Source organism: Streptomyces sp. NPDC048600 (genome assembly GCF_055587025.1).
Map to the genome: position 1 here is coordinate 19,676 of NZ_JBVJGZ010000006.1, position 19,090 is coordinate 38,765.

The 19,090-nt window shown below is 72.5% G+C and carries 18 protein-coding genes; 8 read left to right on the forward strand and 10 right to left on the reverse strand.

The features are described from left to right. Nucleotides 1-379 precede the first annotated feature (379 nt). On the forward strand, nucleotides 380-763 hold the full coding sequence (locus ACZ6SQ_RS10010; RefSeq protein WP_469558811.1) for a VOC family protein: 384 nt from the start codon (nucleotides 380-382) through the stop codon (nucleotides 761-763). A gap of 189 nt (nucleotides 764-952) precedes the next feature. Here the strand turns inward: ACZ6SQ_RS10010 and ACZ6SQ_RS10015 are convergent, their stop codons facing one another. From ACZ6SQ_RS10015 to ACZ6SQ_RS10030, 4 genes are all read right to left on the reverse strand, one after another. After that, the gene (locus tag ACZ6SQ_RS10015) at nucleotides 953-1,276 is read right to left on the reverse strand and encodes an antibiotic biosynthesis monooxygenase (RefSeq protein WP_469558813.1); all 324 of its coding nucleotides are present in this window, start codon (nucleotides 1,274-1,276) and stop codon (nucleotides 953-955) included. A 26-nt stretch (nucleotides 1,277-1,302) separates the two neighbouring features. Further along, nucleotides 1,303-1,992: a hypothetical protein gene (locus ACZ6SQ_RS10020; RefSeq protein ID WP_469558815.1), complete on the reverse strand. Its 690-nt coding sequence runs from the start codon at nucleotides 1,990-1,992 to the stop codon at nucleotides 1,303-1,305. An 8-nt stretch (nucleotides 1,993-2,000) separates the two neighbouring features. Then, nucleotides 2,001-2,666 carry a peptide-methionine (S)-S-oxide reductase MsrA gene (gene msrA / locus ACZ6SQ_RS10025; protein ID WP_469558819.1) on the reverse strand — a complete coding sequence of 222 codons (666 nt, stop codon included), beginning with the start codon at nucleotides 2,664-2,666 and terminating at the stop codon, nucleotides 2,001-2,003. Between the two features lie 129 nt (nucleotides 2,667-2,795). Next, the gene (locus ACZ6SQ_RS10030) at nucleotides 2,796-3,914 is read right to left on the reverse strand and encodes a hypothetical protein (protein ID WP_469558822.1); all 1,119 of its coding nucleotides are present in this window, start codon (nucleotides 3,912-3,914) and stop codon (nucleotides 2,796-2,798) included. A 265-nt stretch (nucleotides 3,915-4,179) separates the two neighbouring features. Here ACZ6SQ_RS10030 and ACZ6SQ_RS10035 point away from each other — a divergent pair, with 265 nt between their 5' ends. Next, nucleotides 4,180-5,334: a cystathionine gamma-synthase gene (locus tag ACZ6SQ_RS10035; protein ID WP_469558825.1), complete on the forward strand. Its 1,155-nt coding sequence runs from the start codon at nucleotides 4,180-4,182 to the stop codon at nucleotides 5,332-5,334. A gap of 3 nt (nucleotides 5,335-5,337) precedes the next feature. Here the strand turns inward: ACZ6SQ_RS10035 and ACZ6SQ_RS10040 are convergent, their stop codons facing one another. From ACZ6SQ_RS10040 to ACZ6SQ_RS10050, 3 genes are all read right to left on the reverse strand, one after another. Next, nucleotides 5,338-5,586: a hypothetical protein gene (locus ACZ6SQ_RS10040; RefSeq protein WP_386380710.1), complete on the reverse strand. Its 249-nt coding sequence runs from the start codon at nucleotides 5,584-5,586 to the stop codon at nucleotides 5,338-5,340. A 45-nt stretch (nucleotides 5,587-5,631) separates the two neighbouring features. Then, a complete protein-coding gene (locus ACZ6SQ_RS10045) occupies nucleotides 5,632-6,141 on the reverse strand; it encodes a sigma factor-like helix-turn-helix DNA-binding protein (RefSeq protein WP_469558829.1) in 510 nt (169 codons plus the stop codon). 323 nt (nucleotides 6,142-6,464) lie between these two features. Beyond that, complete coding sequence (locus ACZ6SQ_RS10050) at nucleotides 6,465-6,971, reverse strand: MarR family winged helix-turn-helix transcriptional regulator (RefSeq protein WP_386380739.1); 507 nt, start codon at nucleotides 6,969-6,971, stop codon at nucleotides 6,465-6,467. Between the two features lie 163 nt (nucleotides 6,972-7,134). Between ACZ6SQ_RS10050 and ilvA the strand changes: the two genes are divergently transcribed. From ilvA to ACZ6SQ_RS10065, 3 genes are all read left to right on the forward strand, one after another. Further along, nucleotides 7,135-8,364 (forward strand): threonine ammonia-lyase, encoded by a 1,230-nt coding sequence (gene ilvA, locus ACZ6SQ_RS10055; RefSeq protein WP_469558831.1) that lies wholly within the window; start codon nucleotides 7,135-7,137, stop codon nucleotides 8,362-8,364. A gap of 522 nt (nucleotides 8,365-8,886) precedes the next feature. After that, on the forward strand, nucleotides 8,887-9,909 hold the full coding sequence (locus tag ACZ6SQ_RS10060) for an ATP-binding cassette domain-containing protein (protein WP_469558833.1): 1,023 nt from the start codon (nucleotides 8,887-8,889) through the stop codon (nucleotides 9,907-9,909). Continuing rightward, nucleotides 9,906-10,751, forward strand: a complete 846-nt coding sequence (locus ACZ6SQ_RS10065; protein ID WP_386380706.1) for an ABC transporter permease — start codon at nucleotides 9,906-9,908, stop codon at nucleotides 10,749-10,751. The genes ACZ6SQ_RS10060 and ACZ6SQ_RS10065 overlap by 4 nt, the downstream gene beginning before the upstream one ends. Before the next feature lie 88 nt (nucleotides 10,752-10,839). Here the strand turns inward: ACZ6SQ_RS10065 and greA are convergent, their stop codons facing one another. Together greA and ACZ6SQ_RS10075 are read right to left on the reverse strand one after the other, a co-directional pair. Then, complete coding sequence (greA, locus tag ACZ6SQ_RS10070) at nucleotides 10,840-11,340, reverse strand: transcription elongation factor GreA (protein ID WP_386380705.1); 501 nt, start codon at nucleotides 11,338-11,340, stop codon at nucleotides 10,840-10,842. 187 nt (nucleotides 11,341-11,527) lie between these two features. Then, nucleotides 11,528-11,926: a DUF4307 domain-containing protein gene (locus ACZ6SQ_RS10075; protein WP_386380704.1), complete on the reverse strand. Its 399-nt coding sequence runs from the start codon at nucleotides 11,924-11,926 to the stop codon at nucleotides 11,528-11,530. 170 nt (nucleotides 11,927-12,096) lie between these two features. Here ACZ6SQ_RS10075 and mca point away from each other — a divergent pair, with 170 nt between their 5' ends. Next, entirely contained in the window at nucleotides 12,097-12,957 is an 861-nt protein-coding gene (gene mca / locus ACZ6SQ_RS10080) for a mycothiol conjugate amidase Mca (RefSeq protein WP_389321083.1), read from the forward strand. After that, a complete protein-coding gene (locus tag ACZ6SQ_RS10085; protein ID WP_469558838.1) occupies nucleotides 12,950-13,198 on the forward strand; it encodes a hypothetical protein in 249 nt (82 codons plus the stop codon). The genes mca and ACZ6SQ_RS10085 overlap by 8 nt, the downstream gene beginning before the upstream one ends. Before the next feature lie 396 nt (nucleotides 13,199-13,594). Here the strand turns inward: ACZ6SQ_RS10085 and ACZ6SQ_RS10090 are convergent, their stop codons facing one another. Next, entirely contained in the window at nucleotides 13,595-16,783 is a 3,189-nt protein-coding gene (locus tag ACZ6SQ_RS10090) for an AAA family ATPase (protein ID WP_469558841.1), read from the reverse strand. A gap of 251 nt (nucleotides 16,784-17,034) precedes the next feature. Between ACZ6SQ_RS10090 and ACZ6SQ_RS10095 the strand changes: the two genes are divergently transcribed. Continuing rightward, entirely contained in the window at nucleotides 17,035-19,065 is a 2,031-nt protein-coding gene (locus tag ACZ6SQ_RS10095; RefSeq protein WP_469558844.1) for a thioredoxin domain-containing protein, read from the forward strand. Nucleotides 19,066-19,090: the final 25 nt, after the last annotated feature.

Consider the following 19,090-nt stretch of genomic DNA (forward strand, 5'->3'; position numbering starts at 1 on the left):
CCCGTTTCTGGGGAGGAGATGTCCGCTACTGTTTCGTGGGAGACAAGGCGGGACGTGGGGCGGGGGGGGGGGGGGGGGGTGGTGGGGGGCGCGCAGTGGGCCCCGCACCGCGCGCTGCCGTACCGCTGTCGCCGTACCGCCTGAGCCGACTGGCGAGCCGAGGCCCCCGGGTCCCCGTCCCGGGGGCTTCGGCGTACGCCCGGGGAGGGCCGTGGTCGTACTCGGGACGTAGGCCCCTGGGCCCATCGGGATGCTCCCGCGGGCGCTGGTGCCGGGGCGGGGCGGCTGCCTAGCGTGGAAGCAGCCGAACCGGCCCGGTCCGGACGCCGCGAACGCCGACGGGGATCGGCCGGCCAGACGCGACAGGGAGGCACACGCGATGACCGTCCAGCTCAACCACACCATCGTCGCCGCGCACGACAGGCAGGCCTCGGCCCGCTTCCTGGCCGACCTCCTCGGCCTCGAAGTGAGCCCGCGGTACGGCCCCTTCGTCCCGGTCGAGATCCCCAACGGAGTCACCCTCGACTTCATGGAGGTCCCCGGCGAGATCACCCCGCAGCACTACGCGTTCCTGGTCTCCGAAGCCGACTTCGACACCATCTTCGGCCGTGTCCGCGACGCCGGCCTGACCTACTGGGCCGACCCCTCCCACTCCCGCCCCGGCGAGATCAACCACAACGACGGCGGCCGCGGCACGTACTTCGACGACCCGAACGGCCACAGGCTGGAGATACTGACGCGGCCGTACGGAAGCGGAGGGTGACGCGGCCGGGGCCACGCAGGGTACGTCGGCCCTCAGATCCCAGCCGCAGCAGTGGCCTCGCACGCTCGCGCAAGTTTCTCCACGGGCCTTGAGGGGACTGACCCGCCCCATGCGCGGAGCGCGGCACCAGCGGGTGAAGGAGGCATATTGCACCGTGACCGACGACGGGGGCGCTCCGAGGCAGGCCGCTCAGGGCGACTGGTCGCGGCGGTCCAGGACCTCGTAGTGCGCCGACCGCTCGTCGAAGTCCGAGAGGACCGCCCGGGCGGCCGCCGGTACGTGCGCCGCCTCGTAGTCCTCGCCCATGAACGCCTGGATCGACGAGAGGGCCTCGAACCACATCAGCGTCATGAACTCGACGTCCTCGTCCCGCTCCCGCCGGACCAGGTCGATCGAGAGGAATCCGGGGATCCGCCGCTCCTCGATCCCGGGAATCACCTCCCCGCGCACGATGCGCTCGTACGCGTCGGCGTTCTCCTTGGTCGTCCAGCCCCGCCACACTCGACAGATCATGGGCCGAGCGTAGTGCGCGCGGCCTCTCAGCGGGCCCGACCGGCGTCATCGCCGCCCGCGGCAGTGGTCCTGGCGGCGTAGGCGAGCAGGCCGGCGAACCTCAACCAGGGCAGCAGGTGCACGTTGAGGGGGGAGTAGCCGGGCCGGACGTGGCCGGTGATGCCGTCGACGAGGGCGGCGAGTTCCTCCACGTCCGGGCGGTGGAGGTGACCGAGCGCCGAGAGATAGCTGCGGGCCGCGGCGTCGAGCCGCGCGTGCAGACCGGTGATCCGGCGCCCCTCGCCGTCGGTGGTGAGCGTCTCGTCGGGGTGGCGAAGGCCACGGAAGGCCTTGTGACGGTCCGCCACGGCGGCGACCAGACCCAGCCGGGACGGTGGCGCCGCACTCGGCCAGCGGGGCCCGCGCAGGGCGGCCGTGTCGGAGGCCGACGGAGTACGTCGCCCGGCGGCCTTCTCCGCACTCCGGCGGACGGCGAAGGCGGCCGTCTCCGCGATGCTGACGGCCCGGCTCTCCTCCAGCACGTCCAGCGCGCGCAGCAGCGCCGCCGGGTCCGCGCGCAGGTCGGGAGCGGGGACGGCGGTCGCGCTCAGGTAGGCCCACGTGGCGTTGAACCCCAGCGGGCAGTACTGCCCGACGGCACACCTCAGCGCGCTGTGCCGTCGGACGAGCGGGAGCCGCTCGTCGCGAACCCTCCGCGCTTCCGTTCCGAATGCCACGGCCGAGGTCAGCCCTCGGCCTTCGCGACCCCGATCGGGCAGGAGACACCCGTCCCGCCCAGGCCGCAGTACCCGGCCGGGTTCTTGTGGAGGTACTGCTGGTGGTACGCCTCGGCCGGGTAGAAGGGGTGGGTCGCGGCGGGGAGGATCTCGGTGGTGATCTCGCCGTAGCCGGATTCGCCGAGGACCTTCTGGTACGCCGTGCGGGACGCCTCCGCCGCGGCGGCCTGGGCGGGGGTGTGGGTGTAGACGGCGGAGCGGTACTGGGTGCCCACGTCGTTGCCCTGGCGGAAGCCCTGCGTGGGGTCGTGGGACTCCCAGAAGGTCTTGAGGAGGCGCTCGTAGGAGATCAGCGCAGGGTCGTGGACCACGCGGACGACCTCGGTGTGGCCGGTCAGGCCGGAGCAGACCTCCTCGTAGGTGGCGTGCTCGCTGTAGCCGCCCTGGTAGCCGACCAGGGTCGTCCACACGCCCGCCGGGAGCTGCCAGAACTTCCGCTCGGCGCCCCAGAAACAGCCGAGGCCGAAGTCGGCGACCTCCAGGCCCTCGGGGTAGGGGCCGAGCAGCGGGTTGCCCAGGACGGCGTGGCGGTCCGGGACCGCGAAGACGGCCGTCGCGCGGCCGGGGAGCGCCTGCCCTGGCGTAGGCATCCGAGGGGTTCTGCCGAAGAACATCGCGTCTCCCTGTGTCGCTCGGCCGGCGTCCCGCGGTCGTCCTGACCGGCGCCGCCGGTGTGACCCGTAAACGCCCGGGGCCGGCCGGGAATTCCTCCCGGCCGACCCCTCGGCGCACTCTCCCGGCGCTCATCCCCGCAGCGTCGCCGGAGTCCCGCCGTTCGCCTCGAAGCCGGCGACCGCCAGCGCGCGGTAGACCGCGAACTCCGCCGCCGGGTCGGGGGACAGGGTCCACGGCAGGGCCCCCACATGACCGTCGACCAGCACCAGCTGGCTCATCGCCTCCGCCCAGCGCTCGGCGCGCACCAGGAAGAAGACCAGCATGTGCCGGACATGGGCGAGCATCGGATCGTCGGCCCGGGCCGTGTGCACCGCGTGCAGGGCGCCGTGCATCGCCTTGGTGACGACCTCGCTCTGGTAGAAGCCGGAGACCAGGTTGACCTCGGGCAGGTGCTCGAAGACGGCGAACAGCGGCATGGCCGCGAGCAGTGAACCCTGCGGCGCCCGCGCGGCGGCGGCCTCGGCGAAGGAGTAGGCCTGTGCGCGCGAGCCGTGCCACTTCTCGCACCAGTAGTGCAGGGCGGCCAGGTGCGCGCCCATGTGGTTCGGCGCGCGGTCCAGGATCTTCAGCCAGAGCTGCTCGAACTCCGGCTGCGGGTAGTCGAGTCCGCGGGCCACGGACAGCTCGATGATGTAGGGGACGGGGTCACCGGGGGCGAGCAGCGCTGCCTGCGCGCACGCCTCTCTCGCCTCCTCCATGATGATCCGGAAGTCGTCCGTGCCGGGCGTCGACGTACGCCACGCCTGCTGCACCAGGAACTCGGCGTGCACCGCCGCCCCGCCCGCGTCCTTGGCCTGCTCCGCGCGCCACACCCGCAGCCACTGGCCGCCGGGGGTGTCGCTGACCCCGCCCGGCCGCTGCTGGAGCTCCAGGGCCGCCGCCCCGGCGAAGGCCTGCACGCGCTGCCAGCGGCGCTCGCCCTCCTTCTCGGTGCCCGCGAGCAGCTGCGCCGCCGCCCGGTGGTCCTGGGTGCGCTGCACCAGGTCCAGCACGTCCACCAGGTCCTGATCGGGGCCGGGCATGCGGACGTCCAGCTCCTCCTGCCGTACGAATCCGTAGTGCGCGGGGTCGGCGGCGTCCGGGTGCCCGGGGGACACCAGCTCGATGCCGCGGCGCCGGCGCATGACGAACGGACCGAGCACCAGACTCAGCATGAGCAGGGCCATCAGGACCCAGAGAATCTCCATGTCTCCAGCGAACCAGACCGCACCGACAATTGGCCAACCTGGTCCCCGGCCTGTGGAAAACTCCCGCCCGCCACCGTCCGGGACCGCCCGCCGCCGCCCCTGACCACCGTGCCGCCTGCTCCCTCCTCGCCGCGATCGGGCTCCCGCGCCGACGTGATCACCGTCCCCGGAGCAACGGGTCCGGCCGCCCCCGGCCGTCCCCCGCCCCGCCCGTGTCCCCCACTCGTCCGGCAGCAGGCCTTCAGGCGGACTACGCTCGGTGCCCATGAGCGACAGGCACATCAGTCAGCACTTCGAGACGCTCGCCATCCACGCGGGCAACACGGCCGATCCCCTGACCGGGGCGGTCGTTCCGCCGATCTACCAGGTGTCCACTTACAAGCAGGACGGGGTGGGCGGCCTGCGCGGCGGCTACGAGTACAGCCGCAGCGCCAACCCGACCAGGACCGCGCTCGAGGAGAACCTCGCCGCCCTGGAGGGCGGCCGCCGCGGCCTCGCGTTCGCGTCCGGACTGGCGGCCGAGGACTGCCTGTTGCGTACGCTGCTCAGCCCGGGCGACCACGTGGTGATCCCGAACGACGCGTACGGCGGCACGTTCCGGCTCTTCGCCAAGGTCGTCGCCCGCTGGGGCGTGGAGTGGTCGGTCGCCGACACCGGCGACCCGGCCGCCGTGCGCGCCGCGATCACCCCGAAGACCAAGGCCGTGTGGGTGGAGACCCCCTCCAACCCGCTCCTCGGCATCACCGACATCGCCGCCGTCGCCCAGATCGCCCGCGACGCCGGCGCGAAGCTGGTCGTCGACAACACCTTCGCGACGCCGTACCTCCAGCAGCCGCTGTCGCTCGGCGCCGACGTGGTGGTGCACTCCCTGACCAAGTACATGGGCGGCCACTCCGACGTGGTCGGCGGTGCCCTGGTCGTGGCCGACGAGGCGCTCGGCGAGGAGCTGGCGTACCACCAGAACGCGATGGGCGCGGTCGCCGGTCCCTTCGACTCCTGGCTGGTGCTGCGCGGCGCCAAGACGCTGTCGGTGCGCATGGACCGGCACAGCGAGAACGCCACCAAGATCGCCGACATGCTCACCCGGCACGCGCGCGTGACGAAGGTGCTCTACCCGGGCCTGCCCGAGCACCCCGGCCACGAGGTCGCGGCCAAGCAGATGAAGGCCTTCGGCGGCATGGTCTCCTTCCAGGTGCAGGGCGGCGAAGAGGCGGCCGTCGAGGTCTGCAACCGCGCGAAGATCTTCACCCTGGGCGAGTCCCTGGGCGGTGTGGAGTCGCTGATCGAGCACCCGGGCCGGATGACGCACGCCTCCGTGGTCGGCTCGGCCCTCGAGGTCCCCGGCGACCTCGTCCGCCTGTCCGTCGGCATCGAGAACGTGGAGGACCTCCTGGAGGACCTCCAGCAGGCGCTCGGCTGACGGTCACCAGCCGGTGAGGGGTGGAGTCGTGTCCGACGGCGGCTCCACCCACGGCTGGACCAGCGCGGCCCACACCGCGAAGGCGACCGCCGCCGCGCACAGCGCCAGCCACAGCAGGCGGCGCGCGAGTGTCTGCCGGCGCAGCAGCCGGCTGCCCTGGCGTACGGCGTCGGTGTGCAGCTCCGGCGGTACCGGCGGCGGCGTCCGCTCCATGATCCGCCGCGCCGCGGCCTCCCGGTCGGCGCGGCTCATCCCGGTCTCTCCCCGTCCGGCCCGTTCACCTGAGGACTCCCTTCCTCATGACGCCACCGCCTTCGCGCTCGTGCCCGTGACGGCCGGGGCCGGGCCCCGGGGCGGGTGCAGCACGATCGCGGTGGCGCGGTCGCAGATGGCCCGTACACGTTCCACGGGCATGCCCAGCAGCGCGGCGGCCTGCTCCTCGGCGACCCCCTCGTACAACCGCAGGACGAGGATCAGCCGCTCCTGCGGGGCGAGCGCGGCCAGGACGCTGCCGGGCTGCGGACGGGCCCGGCCGAGGCCGCCGTACCGGTGCCAGGCGGTGCGGGCGAAGTGGGTGGCCAGATACTGGCGGGTGCGGTCGTACGGATCCTCACCGCGCAGCCGGTTCCAGCACGCGTAGGTGTGCGCGAGGGCGAGCGTGAGCAGGCGCCGCGCGCGCGGGTTGTCGGCCGGGGTCTCCGCCGTCAGCAGCGTGGCGGTGTGCAGCAGCCGCCCCGCGGCGCCCGCGACGAACGCCTCGAACTCCCGGTCACGCCCGGCGCTCTGCGCCGCCTGCCGTTCTCGCACCGCGCCTCCCCCTGAGGGCGACCCTGAAGAATCCGGCCCCCGGCCGCGTCCGGCCGCCCTGAGGCGGACCCGCGTGCGACGAGGACCCGGTCCCCTATGAGGACCCGGTCTCATATGAGGCCAGGGGTGCCCTTTCGGTCAAGGGCCGCGCAGCAGCCCGGCCGCCGCGGCCCTCGCGGGAGCGGCCCGCGGAGCTCCCGGACGGACGGGACAGGAGTCCCCGGACGGGCGGGAGGAGACTGGACCCGCAGGCGAACTGCTCCCTGCGGTCGGCGTGCAGGCAGTCCTCGCGCGCGGGCGCGGTCGTCGTCGTGACAGGAGGGTCAGCCGGTCGTCGCCGGGTCCTGGCCCGGGACCCCGGCCGGAGACATCCGGGCGGACAGGGCGTCATTGAAGCGCGTGAGGAGCGCACAGAACGCCTCGCGCTCCTGGGGTGCCCAGTCGTGGGTCAACTCGTCCATCAACTGACGGCGTGAGGAGCGCACTTCGGCCAGCCGCGACAGCCCGCGCGGGGACAGCTGGAGCACCACGGCACGGCCGTCGTCGGGGTGCGAGGTGCGCTTGACGAGCCCGGTGTCGACGAGCGGAGCCACCTGCCGGGTGACCGTGGAGGAGTCGATCCCCATGCTCGCGGCGAGCGCCTTGACACCCATCGGGCCCTCCTTGTCGAGCCGGTTGAGCAGCAGGTACGCGGCACGATCCATGGAGTTGCGCAGCTGCCCGACCCCGCCGAGGCGGGTCTGTTCGGCACGGCGGGCGAACACCGCCACCTCGTGCTGCAGAGAGTCGAGAAGGCCGGTGTCACCGACGGTCGTCATGTCCATCGACATGTCAGGTGTTGTGGGCATGGCCGGAGGCTCACTTCATGAAAGGGCGGCTGAGTTGGGGGACAGAGTACGCGGATGGGGGACGGGCCGTACCGGGCCTGCGCAATCCGGTCTCGGAGGTTGGTCACACCCGTGATCGACGCGTGTGAACTGCGAGACTTGGGCCATGAACCACCTCAAGGCCGATCCTCTGCCGCCGGTCACCCTGGACGACGTGCGCGGCGCGCGGAAGATGCTCGCGGGGGTGGCGCGGGAGACCGCGATGGAGGGCAGCCGGCATCTCAGCCAGCTGGTGGGGGCACCCGTCCACCTCAAGTGCGAGAACCTCCAGCGGACAGGCTCGTTCAAGCTGCGCGGCGCCTACGTCCGGATCGCCGGACTGCTGCCCGAGGAGCGGGCCGCGGGTGTGGTGGCGGCGAGCGCGGGCAACCACGCGCAGGGCGTCGCGCTGGCGTCCTCCCTGCTGGGCGTACGGGCCACCGTGTTCATGCCCAACGGCGCGCCCCTGCCCAAGATCAGCGCCACCCGCGAGTACGGCGCCGAGGTGCGGCTGCACGGCCAGGTCGTCGACGAGTCGCTCGCGGCGGCGGAGGAGTACGCGCGGGAGACGGGCGCGGTCCTCATCCACCCCTTCGACCATCCCGACATCATCACCGGCCAGGGCACCGTGGGCCTGGAGATCCTGGAGCAGTGCCCCGAGGTGCGCACGATCGTCGTCGGTGTCGGCGGCGGCGGTCTCGCCGCGGGCATCGGGGTCGCGGTGAAGTCGCTCCGGCCCGACGTACGGATCGTCGGTGTGCAGGCGGAGGGCGCGGCCGCGTACCCGCCCTCGCTGGCGGCCGGGCGGCCCGTCGCGCTGCCGAACCCGGTGACGATGGCCGACGGAATCAGGGTGGGACGGCCCGGCGACGTGCCGTTCGCCCTGGTCGGCGAGTACGTCGACGAGGTGCGCACGGTCACCGAGGACGAGCTGGCGACCGCGCTGCTGCTGTGCCTGGAGCGGGCCAAGCTGGTCGTGGAGCCGGCCGGAGCCAGCCCGGTCGCCGCGCTGCTCGGCGATCCGGACGCCTTCGAGGGCCCGGTGGTCGCGGTGCTCTCCGGCGGCAACGTCGACCCGGTGCTGCTCCAGCGGGTGCTGCGGCACGGCATGGCCGCGCAGGGTCGCTACCTGGCGGTCCGGCTGCGGCTGACCGACCGGCCGGGGGCGCTCGCGACGCTGCTGGGGGTGTTGTCAGTGGCCGACGCTAACGTGCTCGACGTGGGCCATGTACGGACCGATCCCCGGCTCGGGCTCACGGAGGCGGAGGTGGATCTGCACCTGGAGACGAAGGGGCCCGCCCACTGCGCGGAGGTCGGCAGGGCGCTGCGCGAGGCCGGTTACACGGTCATCGACTGAGGTCGCGCGCGTCGGCGCGGCCGCGTGCGGTGTGCGACGGGAGACCGGGTGGCTGGCTCCGTGCCGTCTTGACCGTCGACTCGGTCCTGCCCGGCGGCCGGCTCGGTCCCGCACCGAGCTCTGAGGCGGCGCAGGACAGACCGGTCGGCGGCTGACATGCGGCCGAGGGGTCTGACGTGTCGCTGACATGGTCATGGCCGGTGACCTGCGGTCCGCCGACGGGTGGATGCCGCGGACCCGGCGACTCCGCTCAGCCGCCGGTCTGCCGCGCTGTTCACGGCTCGGCGGCCGGGCGTTCACGGGCGTGGGTGGGGGTGTTGGCGGGGGTGTTCGCGGGCGTCGTCCGAGGTGGTGGCCCCGGGGTCACTCGTTCGAAGTAAGAGCATTGAGCAACGCGATACATCGCGATACGGTGTGGTGGTGGCCGCGCTCCCACACTCCGACAAGCTCGGAAAATCCCGCGCAGGGCGAAAAGCAGAAACCTAGGCTTTCCGAAGAATCCTCAACGACGTGGAGACTCATATGCCAGGCGCCATTCATGCCGAAGGTCTGGTGAAGACCTTCGGCGACGTACGGGCACTGGACGGCGTCGACCTCGATGTCCCCGAGGGCACTGTCCTCGGCCTGCTCGGGCCCAACGGCGCGGGCAAGACCACGACGGTCCGCTGTCTCACGACACTGCTGCGCCCCGACAGCGGCCGGGCGGTCGTCGCCGGCCTCGACGTGCTCAAGCATCCCAACGAGGTCCGTCGCTCCATCGGCCTGTCCGGCCAGTTCGCGGCGGTCGACGAGCTGCTCACCGGCCGCGAGAACCTGCAGATGGTCGGCCAGCTCTACCAGATGAAGGCCAAGGCCGCGAAGGCCCGGGCCGAGGAGCTGCTCCATCAGTTCAACCTCGCCGAGGCCGCCGACCGCACCGCCAAGACCTACTCCGGCGGCATGCGGCGCCGGCTCGACCTGGCGGCGGCGCTCGTGGTGTCTCCGCCCGTGATGTTCATGGACGAGCCGACGACCGGCCTCGACCCGCGCAACCGCCAGCAGCTGTGGGGGGTCATCAAGGACCTCGTCTCCGGCGGCACCACCCTGCTGCTGACCACGCAGTATCTGGAGGAGGCCGACCACCTCGCGCACGACATCGCGGTCGTCGACCACGGCCGGGTCATCGCCCGCGGCACCTCCGACGAGCTCAAGGCCCGCACCGGCGGCGAGCGCGTCGAGCTCGTCGTGCACAACCGCGAGGACATACAGGCCGCCTCCGAGGTGCTCGCCGGCTTCGGCAAGGGCGACACCAACATCGAGGAGCACACCCGCCAGCTCACGGTGCCCGTCACCGGCGGCGCCAAGCTGCTCGCCGAGGTCATCCGCGAGCTGGACGCGCGCGGCATCGAGCTCGACGACATCGGCCTGCGCCGCCCCACCCTCGACGACGTGTTCCTCTCGCTCACCGGCCACACGGCCGAGACCAAGCCCGGCAACGACGAGGACGGCGAGGGCGCCCCCGCCGACGCCCGCTCCCGCACCCGCAGAAAGGAGGGCGGCCAGTGAGCGCCGTCACCGACGCCGTACCCGCCGCGGCGAGCCACAACCCGGTGGTCCAGTCGATCCGGGACTCGCTCGTCGTCGCCAAGCGCAATCTCATCCGCATGACGCGCATTCCGGAGATGATCATCTTCGGGCTGATCCAGCCCGTCATGTTCGTGGTGCTGTTCAGCTATGTCTTCGGCGGCTCGATGAACATCGGCGGCACCACGGAACCCTCCGTGTACCGCGAGTTCCTGATGGCCGGCATCTTCGCCCAGACCGTCACCTTCTCCACCGCCGGTGCCGGCGCGGGCATCGCCGACGACATGCACAAGGGCCTGATAGACCGCTTCCGCTCGCTGCCCATGGCGCGTGGCGCGGTGCTGACCGGCCGGACCCTCGCCGACCTGGTGCAGACGGCGCTCACCCTGTTCGTCCTGGCGATCGTCGCCCTGCTGGTCGGCTGGCGGACCCACACCAGCTTCGGTGAGGTGCTCGGCGCCTTCGGTCTGCTGCTCCTGCTCGGGTACGCGTTCACCTGGGTCGGCGCGCTGATCGGCCTGTCCGTGCGCACCCCCGAGGCGGCCACCTCCGGCGGTCTGATCTGGCTCTTCCCGGTCACGTTCATCTCGAACGCGTTCGTGGACTCCAGCCAGATGACGCCCTGGCTCCAGCACGTGGCCGACTGGAACCCGTTCAGTGCCACGGTCCAGGCCTGCCGGGTGCTGTTCGGCAACCCCGGGGTGTCCGACTCGACCGCGTGGCCGATGGAGCACCCGGTGTGGGCCTCGCTGATCTACTCGGTGCTGATCATCGTCCTGTTCCGCACCCTGGCGGTCCGCAAGTACCGCTCGGCCTCCGCCTGACCTCGCCTTCTCCCGGGCCACGCCCGGTACGACGAAGCCCCCGGTGTCTCGATGGACACCGGGGGCCGCCGGAAAGGGCAGTGGTGGGTCAGTTCTGGTACGGCTCGGCCTTGAGGATCCGCACGGAGGCCTTCTTGCCGTTGGGCAGCTCGTACTCCGCGTCCTCGCCGACCTTGTGACCGATCACGCCGGAGCCGAGAGGCGACTGCGGGGAGTAGGTCTCGATGTCGGTGCTCGCGTATTCGCGGGAGGCGAGCAGGAAGGTCATCGTGTCGTCCTCGTCACCGTCGAAGGCGATCGTCACGACCATGCCGGGAGCCACGGTGCCGTCCGCCGAGGTAGGAGCCTCGCCCACCTGGGCGTTCTCCAGGAGCTGGGTCAGCTGGCGCACACGGAGCTCCTGCTTGCCCTGCTCTTCCTTGGCCGCGTGGTACCCGCCGTTCTCGCGCAGGTCGCCCTCCTCGCGCGCAGCCGCGATCTTGGCGGCGATCTCCGTGCGCGCAGGACCAGTAAGCTGCGCAAGCTCGTCCTTGAGCTTGTTGTACGCCTCCTGGGTCAGCCAGGTGACGTTCTCGCTGGTCTGGGTCACAGGTGCTCCTCGTCGGTACTGGGAATACAAAGCATCGCCCTACCCAGAAGAATGTTCCTTCACGAGTGGGCGAAACCACGAGCCTAACAATTCAGGGGCGGAAGGGGGAGGACATAAGTCACTAAAATCCCGTCAACGCAGGTCAGCGTCGCGTATTCCTTCGCAGGGCGCCGGTGGCCGGTTGACGTCAGTCCTCGTGGCAGCCGACCAGCTCGGCGGTTGTGCCCCGGGACGTCGTACGGAGCGTGACGACCTCGTCGATCCGGGTCTCCGAGCCGTCGAAGCGGAAGTCGGCCCGGCCGACCTCGGCGCCGTCCGCGGCCTGGGAGCGGACCGTGCAGTACCCGGTGGCGCCGGAGTCCTTGCGCACCTCCAGATGCACCTGGACCCGCTCGTCGTCCGCCTTGAAGCTGATCACCTCGGCGCTGATGCCGGCCCCCGCCACATGGTGATAACCGAACCAGCCCACCACGGCGAGCAGAGCGGCACCCAGCGTGATGCCGACGACCTTGAGCCTGCGGTCGGTGCGCTCGTCCGAGGAGCGGCCGTAGCGGCCCTCGGGCACTCGCGTACTCGCCGTGCTCATGATCGTCCTTTCGGCAGTGCGGGACGAATGTCCCGAAAGGGGTTCCGGGGCCCGGAGCCGGAATTATTCGCCCCCCGATTCGGTCACTATAGAAGCCGCCGATCGCGCCGACGCACCGAGGGCGCCGACTTCGACTTGAGGATTGTGTCTTGACTGACCAGCTGCGACTGATGGCCGTCCATGCCCACCCTGACGACGAGTCCAGCAAGGGTGCCGCCACCATGGCCAAGTACGTGTCCGAGGGGGTGGACGTGCTGGTCGTGACCTGCACGGGCGGGGAGCGCGGGTCCATCCTCAATCCGAAGCTTCAGGGCGACAAGTACATCGAGGAGCACATCCACGAGGTACGCAAGAAGGAGATGGACGAGGCCCGCGAGATTCTCGGCGTCCAGCAGGAGTGGCTCGGATTCGTCGACTCGGGTCTGCCCGAGGGGGACCCGCTGCCGCCGCTGCCCGACGGCTGTTTCGCCCTGGAGGACGTGGACAAGGCGGCCGGGGAGCTGGTGAAGCAGATCCGTTCCTTCCGTCCGCAGGTGATCACCACCTATGACGAGAACGGCGGATACCCGCACCCCGACCACATCATGACCCACAAGATCTCGATGGTGGCGTTCGAGGGGGCCGCGGACGGCGAGAAGTTCCCGGAGTCGGAGTTCGGGCCGGTCTACCAGCCGCTCAAGCTCTACTACAACCAGGGCTTCAACCGGCCGCGCACGGAGGCGCTGCACCACGCGATGCTGGACCGCGGGCTGGAGTCGCCGTACGGGGAGTGGCTCAAGCGCTGGGACGAGTTCCAGCGTGCCGAGCGCACTCTGACCACGCATGTTCCGTGTGCGGAGTTCTACGAGATCCGGGACAAGGCGCTGATCGCGCACGCCACGCAGATCGATCCCGACGGCGGCTGGTTCAAGGTCCCGATGGAGATCCAGAAGGAGGTCTGGCCGACGGAGGAGTACGAGCTCGCCAAGTCGCTGGTGGACACCTCCCTCCCCGAGGACGACCTCTTCGCGGGCATCCGCGACAATGCCTGACATGACCGCAAGCCTGGCACTGACCCACCTCGTCCCCCTCGCCAAGGAACTCGACAAGGACAAGGTGACCCCTGGCGTCCTCGGCTTCATCGTCTTCGCGGTGATGGCCCTGGCCGTGTGGGGCCTGATGAAGTCGATGAACCGCCATATGGGCAAGGTCGACTTCAAGGAGACCCCCGAATCGGAGGCGGAGGTGCCTGCCTCCTCGGGGGCGGGTGGGGGCTCGCCCGCGAAGGGCTGACCGCCGGCTCCTGCAAGGGCTGACTCCTGGCCTCTGCTGCCCTCGCGGCCCGGCGACCCCGGGTGGGCGACCTCGTGTCACCCGCCCCGGGGTGCGTAGGGCTGCCCGGCGCCGGGCCGGCTCACCGGGGGACCGTCCTCACGAGGCCGGTCCCGGCTGACCGTCGGTGGGGGTGTTCGCGCAGTTCCCCGCGCCCCTGAGGCGGTGTGCCCCCGGGGTGTCGCGTTCTGAGGGGTGGTCTGCGTGCGTCCGGCGGCTGGCCGTCGGTGGGGGTGTTCGCGCAGTTCCCCGCGCCCCTAGGGCGTTGCCTCCCCGGGACGTCGCGTTCTGCGCGGTGGTCTGCGTGTGTCGGTCGGCTGACCCGGCGGTGGGGTGTTCGCGCAGTTCCCCGCGCCCCTAGGGCGCCGTGCCCGTGGTCACTCCCATCACCTCGCGGGCGTGGCGGTTCGGGAGCATTCGGAGGCGCCAGGCCTGCCAGCCCGCCTCCAGGGTCACTCCGCGTTCCAGCAGGAGGTGGAAGGCCTCGAGGAAGTCCTCCAGTTTCTCGTCGCGCAGGGGGTGGCCGCCACGGGACAGCTGGATGAGCTCCTCCTGGGCGACGGCGGTGCCGACCTCCAGGCCGCCGGGAGCCGCGTAGGGCAGGAGGGTGCAGCGCAGGAAACGGGCCCAGTCCTCGCCGCGGCGGTCGCCGTAGCCGGCGAAGAGGCCGACGGCCTCGTCGCACAGGGCGAGCGCCTGGGCGGTGCGCGCGTTCCCGGCGTCCACGACGGCCAGCTCCAGACAGGTCCATGCCTCGCCGTGGGCGACACCGATCCGCTGGAAGTCGGCGCGGGCGTCCACCAGGAGCTGACGGGCGAAGCCGGAGTTGCGCAGCGAGCCGGTCTGCGCGGCGCGCTGGTCGCGGGTCACCCGGGCCGAGTGGTGCCGGGCGCAGGCGAGGCCGTAGACGTCGCGCATACGGGAGAACATGGTGCGTGAGCGTTCCAGGGACCGTACCGCGCGGTCCAGGTCGCCGGACTCCTCCAGCGCCTGGCCCAGGTAGTACAGGGTCCAGGCCTCACCGCGGGCGTCCTCGTTCTCCCGGTGCCGGGCCTCCGCCTGCCGCAGCGCCTCGGCGGCCGGCGCGGCGTCGCCCGCCACCAGCCGGGCCCGCGCGAGCTGGGTCAGCGCCCAGGCCTCGCCCCGGGCGTCCCGCGTCCTGCCGTACAGCTCCAGGGCGCTGCGCAGCTCCGACTCCGCGTGCGGGACGTCGCCGAGCCGCAGCCGCAGCTGGCCGAGCTGGTAGTGCGCCCAGGCCTCACCGTGCACGGACTCGCCCGCGCGGTGCAGTTCCAGCGAGCGGTTCAGCAGGTCCAGGGCCTCGGCGAGGTGCGCGCGGTCGCGCTCGACCGCCGCCAGCGCGTGCATCGTCCAGGCCCGGTCCGTGGCCAGCTGCGGCGCGGCCTGGAGATCCAGCGCCTCCCGCAGCTTCGCCGCCGCCTCGGTCAGAGCCCCCTGGTGGTGCAGGGTGATCCCCAGCGAGCACAGGGCCCGCGCCGCGCCCGCCTCGTGATGCGCCTCGCGGTACAGGTCGACGACCGAGGTCAGCGTGGTGCGCGCCCGGTCCAGCTCGCCCAGCTGCCGGGCCGCGATACCGGTGCGCCACTGCACGGAACGGATCAGCAGGCCCTGGTCCACGGCCTGCGCCAGTTCGTTGATCTCGCCCAGCCGGTACAGGTCGCCGCGCAGCAGGCAGTAGTCGCACAGGGCGCCGAGGAGATTCAGGACGGCCGCCTGGTTCACGCCCTCGGCGTGCCGGAGCGTGGCGGTGATGAAGCTCGACTCGTCGTCCAGCCAGCGCAGGGCCTCGTCCAGCGAGGTGAAGCCGTGCGGGCCGAAGCGGTCCGAGCGCGTCGACATGTTGCCGTCGACCAGGCGCAGCACCGAGTCGGCGAGGTCGGCGTAGTTGACGATCAGCCGTTCCTGCGCCGCCGTCCGCTCGGCCGGGTCCTCCTCGTCCAGCAGCCGGGCGTGCGCGAAGGCCCGTACGACGTCGTGCAGCCGGTAGCGGCTGCCGCGGACGTGGTCGAGCAGGCCCGCCCGGGACAGCGCGACCAGGTGCCGGGTGGCCTCCGCCTCGTCGGTCGCGAGCAGGGAGGCGGCGGCCGCCGCGCCCAGCGAGGTGCGTCCCGCCAGGGCGAGCCGCCGCAGCAGGGTCCGGGCGGTGTCCGACTGGTCGGTGTAGCGCAGCCACAGTGCCCGCTGGACCGGCTCGACGGGGCCGTACGCCCCGAGGTCGGCGGCCAGTGTCTCGGCCGACCGTGCCCCCAGCGAGGACCCGGCGATCCGCAGCGCGAGCGGCAGCCCGCCGCACAGCGACCTGATCCGCTCGGCCGCCTCCGCGTCGTACGGCCCGTCGGGCGTGCCCAGCAGCTCCGCCACGCCGTCCGCCGCCAGCGGTTCCACCGGCAGCTGATGCACCCAGGCAGGCACATCGGCCGGCAGCTCCAGCGGCTCGCGCGCGGTCACCAGCACCAGGCTGTCGGAGCGCTCCGGGACGAGCGCGCGCACCTGCTCCGGGTCGGAGGCGTCGTCGAGGACGACGGTGACGGGCACCCCGGTCAGATGCTGGTGGTACAGCTCGCTCAGCCGCTTGAGCTGCTGGTCCGCCGACGAACGCTCCCGGAACAGCAACTGCTCGCGCGGCGCGCCCAGCCGGTTCAGCAGGTGCAGCAGCGCGTCGCGGGTCGGCAGCGGCGGCTCCTCCGCGCTGTCGCCGCGCAGATCGACCAGGCAGGCCCCGCGGAACTGGTCCCGCAGATCGTGCGCCGCCCGTATCGCCAGCGTCGAACGGCCGCTGCCGGACGCCCCGTACAGCACGACCACCGTGGGCCGGGTGCTGGTGTGGGCGCGGGCGGCCTGCACCCACTGCCGGATGCGGGCCAGTTCCTCGCGCCGCCCGGCGAACGGCTCCGACGGCTCGGGCAGGTGCCCGAAGGACTGCTCCAGCACCCGGCGGACGCGGGCCGCCCCGCTCTTGTCCTGGCCCATCAGCTTCGGCGCCGCCTTCTTCACGCCCGTCTGCGCCGCCAGCATCCGCTGCTGGTCCAGGAAGGGCCTGATCCCGCGCACCTCCAGCGCGGTCAGCCACTGCAGGCGCAGCGCCTCCGGTCCGCCGGGCTGTGCGGCGGCGCCCGCCCGCCGGTGCGCTGCCGGCAGATGCGTCCCGGCCACCTTCACCACGGTCGCCGCGGCCCCCACCACCCCGACCGTCGCGCCCGCGCCCAGCGCGGTGCCGGTCCCGGTGCCGAGTGCCAGGTCGGCCACCACCGCGGCGCCCGCCGCCACGGCCGCCATCAGCAGCGGAGCCCCGCCGCCGTCCCGCGCCCAGCGCTGCGAGAACGTGAGCTGCCCGGCCTCCGACTCCTCCAGCGCCCGTACGTAGGCGTCGTACTCCTCGGACGCTGCCGCCGCCATGCCGTCCAGGGAGCCGCGCGCCCGCGCCAGCAGCGACGTGCCGTCGCCGCGGCCCCCCGACCGGCGTATCTCCTCCTCCACGGCCCGGACCAACAGACCTTCGGCCTGCGCCCGGTGACTGTCCCTCATGCCACGTCCCCCTCCTGCGGCAACACTGTCGGGATCAGTGTGCTGCGGCGGGCCCTCCGGGGGCGAGGGGGCGTCCGGAGACCTGCACGCCGGGCGCACAACCGGGCGGGGACAACGCCGCGCCGACGGCCGTGTCCGCCCGCCCCGGGCCCGGTGGGGCGTCGGGATCGTGCTCCGGGGCGCCGGCCTCGAGGCGACCAGGTGCCGGCGGCCTGACGTTCAGGGTGGGGGCCCTGGGGCAGGATGGACCCATGCCGAACCGACTGGCCCAAGAGACGTCCCCCTACCTCCTCCAGCACGCCGACAACCCGGTCGACTGGTGGCCCTGGTCGGACGAGGCGTTCGAGGAGGCACGGAGCAGCGGCCGGCCGGTGCTGCTCAGCGTCGGGTACTCCAGCTGCCACTGGTGCCATGTCATGGCCCACGAGTCCTTCGAGGACCAGGCCACCGCCGACTACCTCAACGAGCACTTCGTGAGCGTCAAGGTCGACCGCGAGGAGCGCCCCGACGTCGACGCCGTGTACATGGAGGCGGTGCAGGCGGCGACCGGGCAGGGCGGCTGGCCGATGACGGTGTTCCTCACACCGGAGGGGGAGCCGTTCTACTTCGGGACGTACTTCCCGCCCGCCCCGCGCCACGGCATGCCGTCCTTCCACCAGGTGCTGGAGGGGGTCCACCAGGCCTGGACGGAGCGGCGGGAGGAGGTCGCCGAGGTCGCCGGGAAGATCGTGCGGGACCTGGCCGGGCGGGAGCTGGACTTCGGCGGCACCGAGGCGCCGGGCGAGCAGGAGCTGGCGCAGGCGCTGCTCGGACTGACCCGGGAGTACGACGCGCAGCGGGGCGGCTTCGGCGGGGCGCCAAAGTTCCCTCCGTCCATGGTGATCGAGTTCCTGCTGCGCCACCACGCCCGCACCGGTGCCGAGGGCGCCCTCCAGATGGCGCGGGACACCTGTGAGCGGATGGCCCGGGGCGGCCTCTACGACCAGCTCGGCGGCGGGTTCGCCCGCTACTCGGTGGACCGGGAGTGGGTCGTTCCGCACTTCGAGAAGATGCTCTACGACAATGCGCTGCTCTGCCGCGTCTACACCCATCTCTGGCGGGCGGACGGGTCGGAGCTCGCGCGGCGGGTGGCGCTGGAGACCGCCGACTTCCTGGTGCGTGAACTGCGTACTCCCGAGGGCGGGTTCGCCTCCGCGCTGGACGCCGACAGCGACGACGGCAGCGGCAGGCATGTGGAGGGCGCCTACTACGTGTGGACGCCCGCGCAGCTCGCCGAGGTGCTGGGGGACGACGCGGACCTCGCCGCCCGGTACTTCGGTGTGACCGAGGAGGGCACCTTCGAGGAGGGCTCCTCGGTGCTGCAACTCCCTCAGCAGGAGCAGGTGTTCGACGCCGAGCGGATCGCCTCGGTCAGGGCGCGGCTGCTCGCCGCCCGTGCCGGGCGGCCCGCTCCCGGCCGGGACGACAAGGTCGTCGCCGCCTGGAACGGACTGGCCGTCGCCGCGCTCGCCGAGACCGGGGCCGCCTTCGGCCGGCCGGACCTGGTCGAGGCCGCGGTCGCCGCCGCGGACCTGCTCGTCCGGGTCCATCTGGACGACTTCGGCAGGCTCGCCCGGACCAGCAAGGACGGCCGGGCCGGCGCGAACGCCGGTGTGCTGGAGGACTACGCCGATGTCGCCGAGGGCTTCCTCGCGCTGGCCTCGGTGACCGGCGAGGGCGTCTGGCTGGAGTTCGCCGGGCTGCTGCTCGACCATGTGCTGGCCCGGTTCGTGGACGAGGAGTCGGGTGCGCTGTACGACACGGCCGCCGACGCCGAGCGGCTGATCCGCCGGCCGCAGGACCCTACCGACAACGCCGCTCCCTCCGGCTGGACGGCGGCCGCGGGCGCCCTGCTGAGCTACGCGGCGCACACCGGTGCCGAGCCCCACCGGGCCGCCGCCGAGCGGGCGCTGGGCGTGGTCAAGGCGCTCGGCCCGCGGGTGCCGCGGTTCATCGGCTGGGGGCTGGCCGTGGCCGAGGCGCTGCTGGACGGGCCGCGCGAGGTCGCCGTGGTCGGGTCCTCGGCCGACGACCCGGCCGCGCGGGCGCTGCACCGCACCGCGCTGCTGGCCACCGCGCCGGGTGCCGTGGTGGCGTACGGCACGGTCGGCAGTGACGAGTTCCCGCTGCTGGCCGACCGCGTCCTGGTGGGCGGTGCGCCGACGGCGTACGTCTGCCGGAACTTCGTGTGCGAGCTGCCCGTGACGGACGAGGCGGCGCTGCGGGCGAGGCTCACACCCTGATCCGCGCCCGAACGGCGGAAGCCGG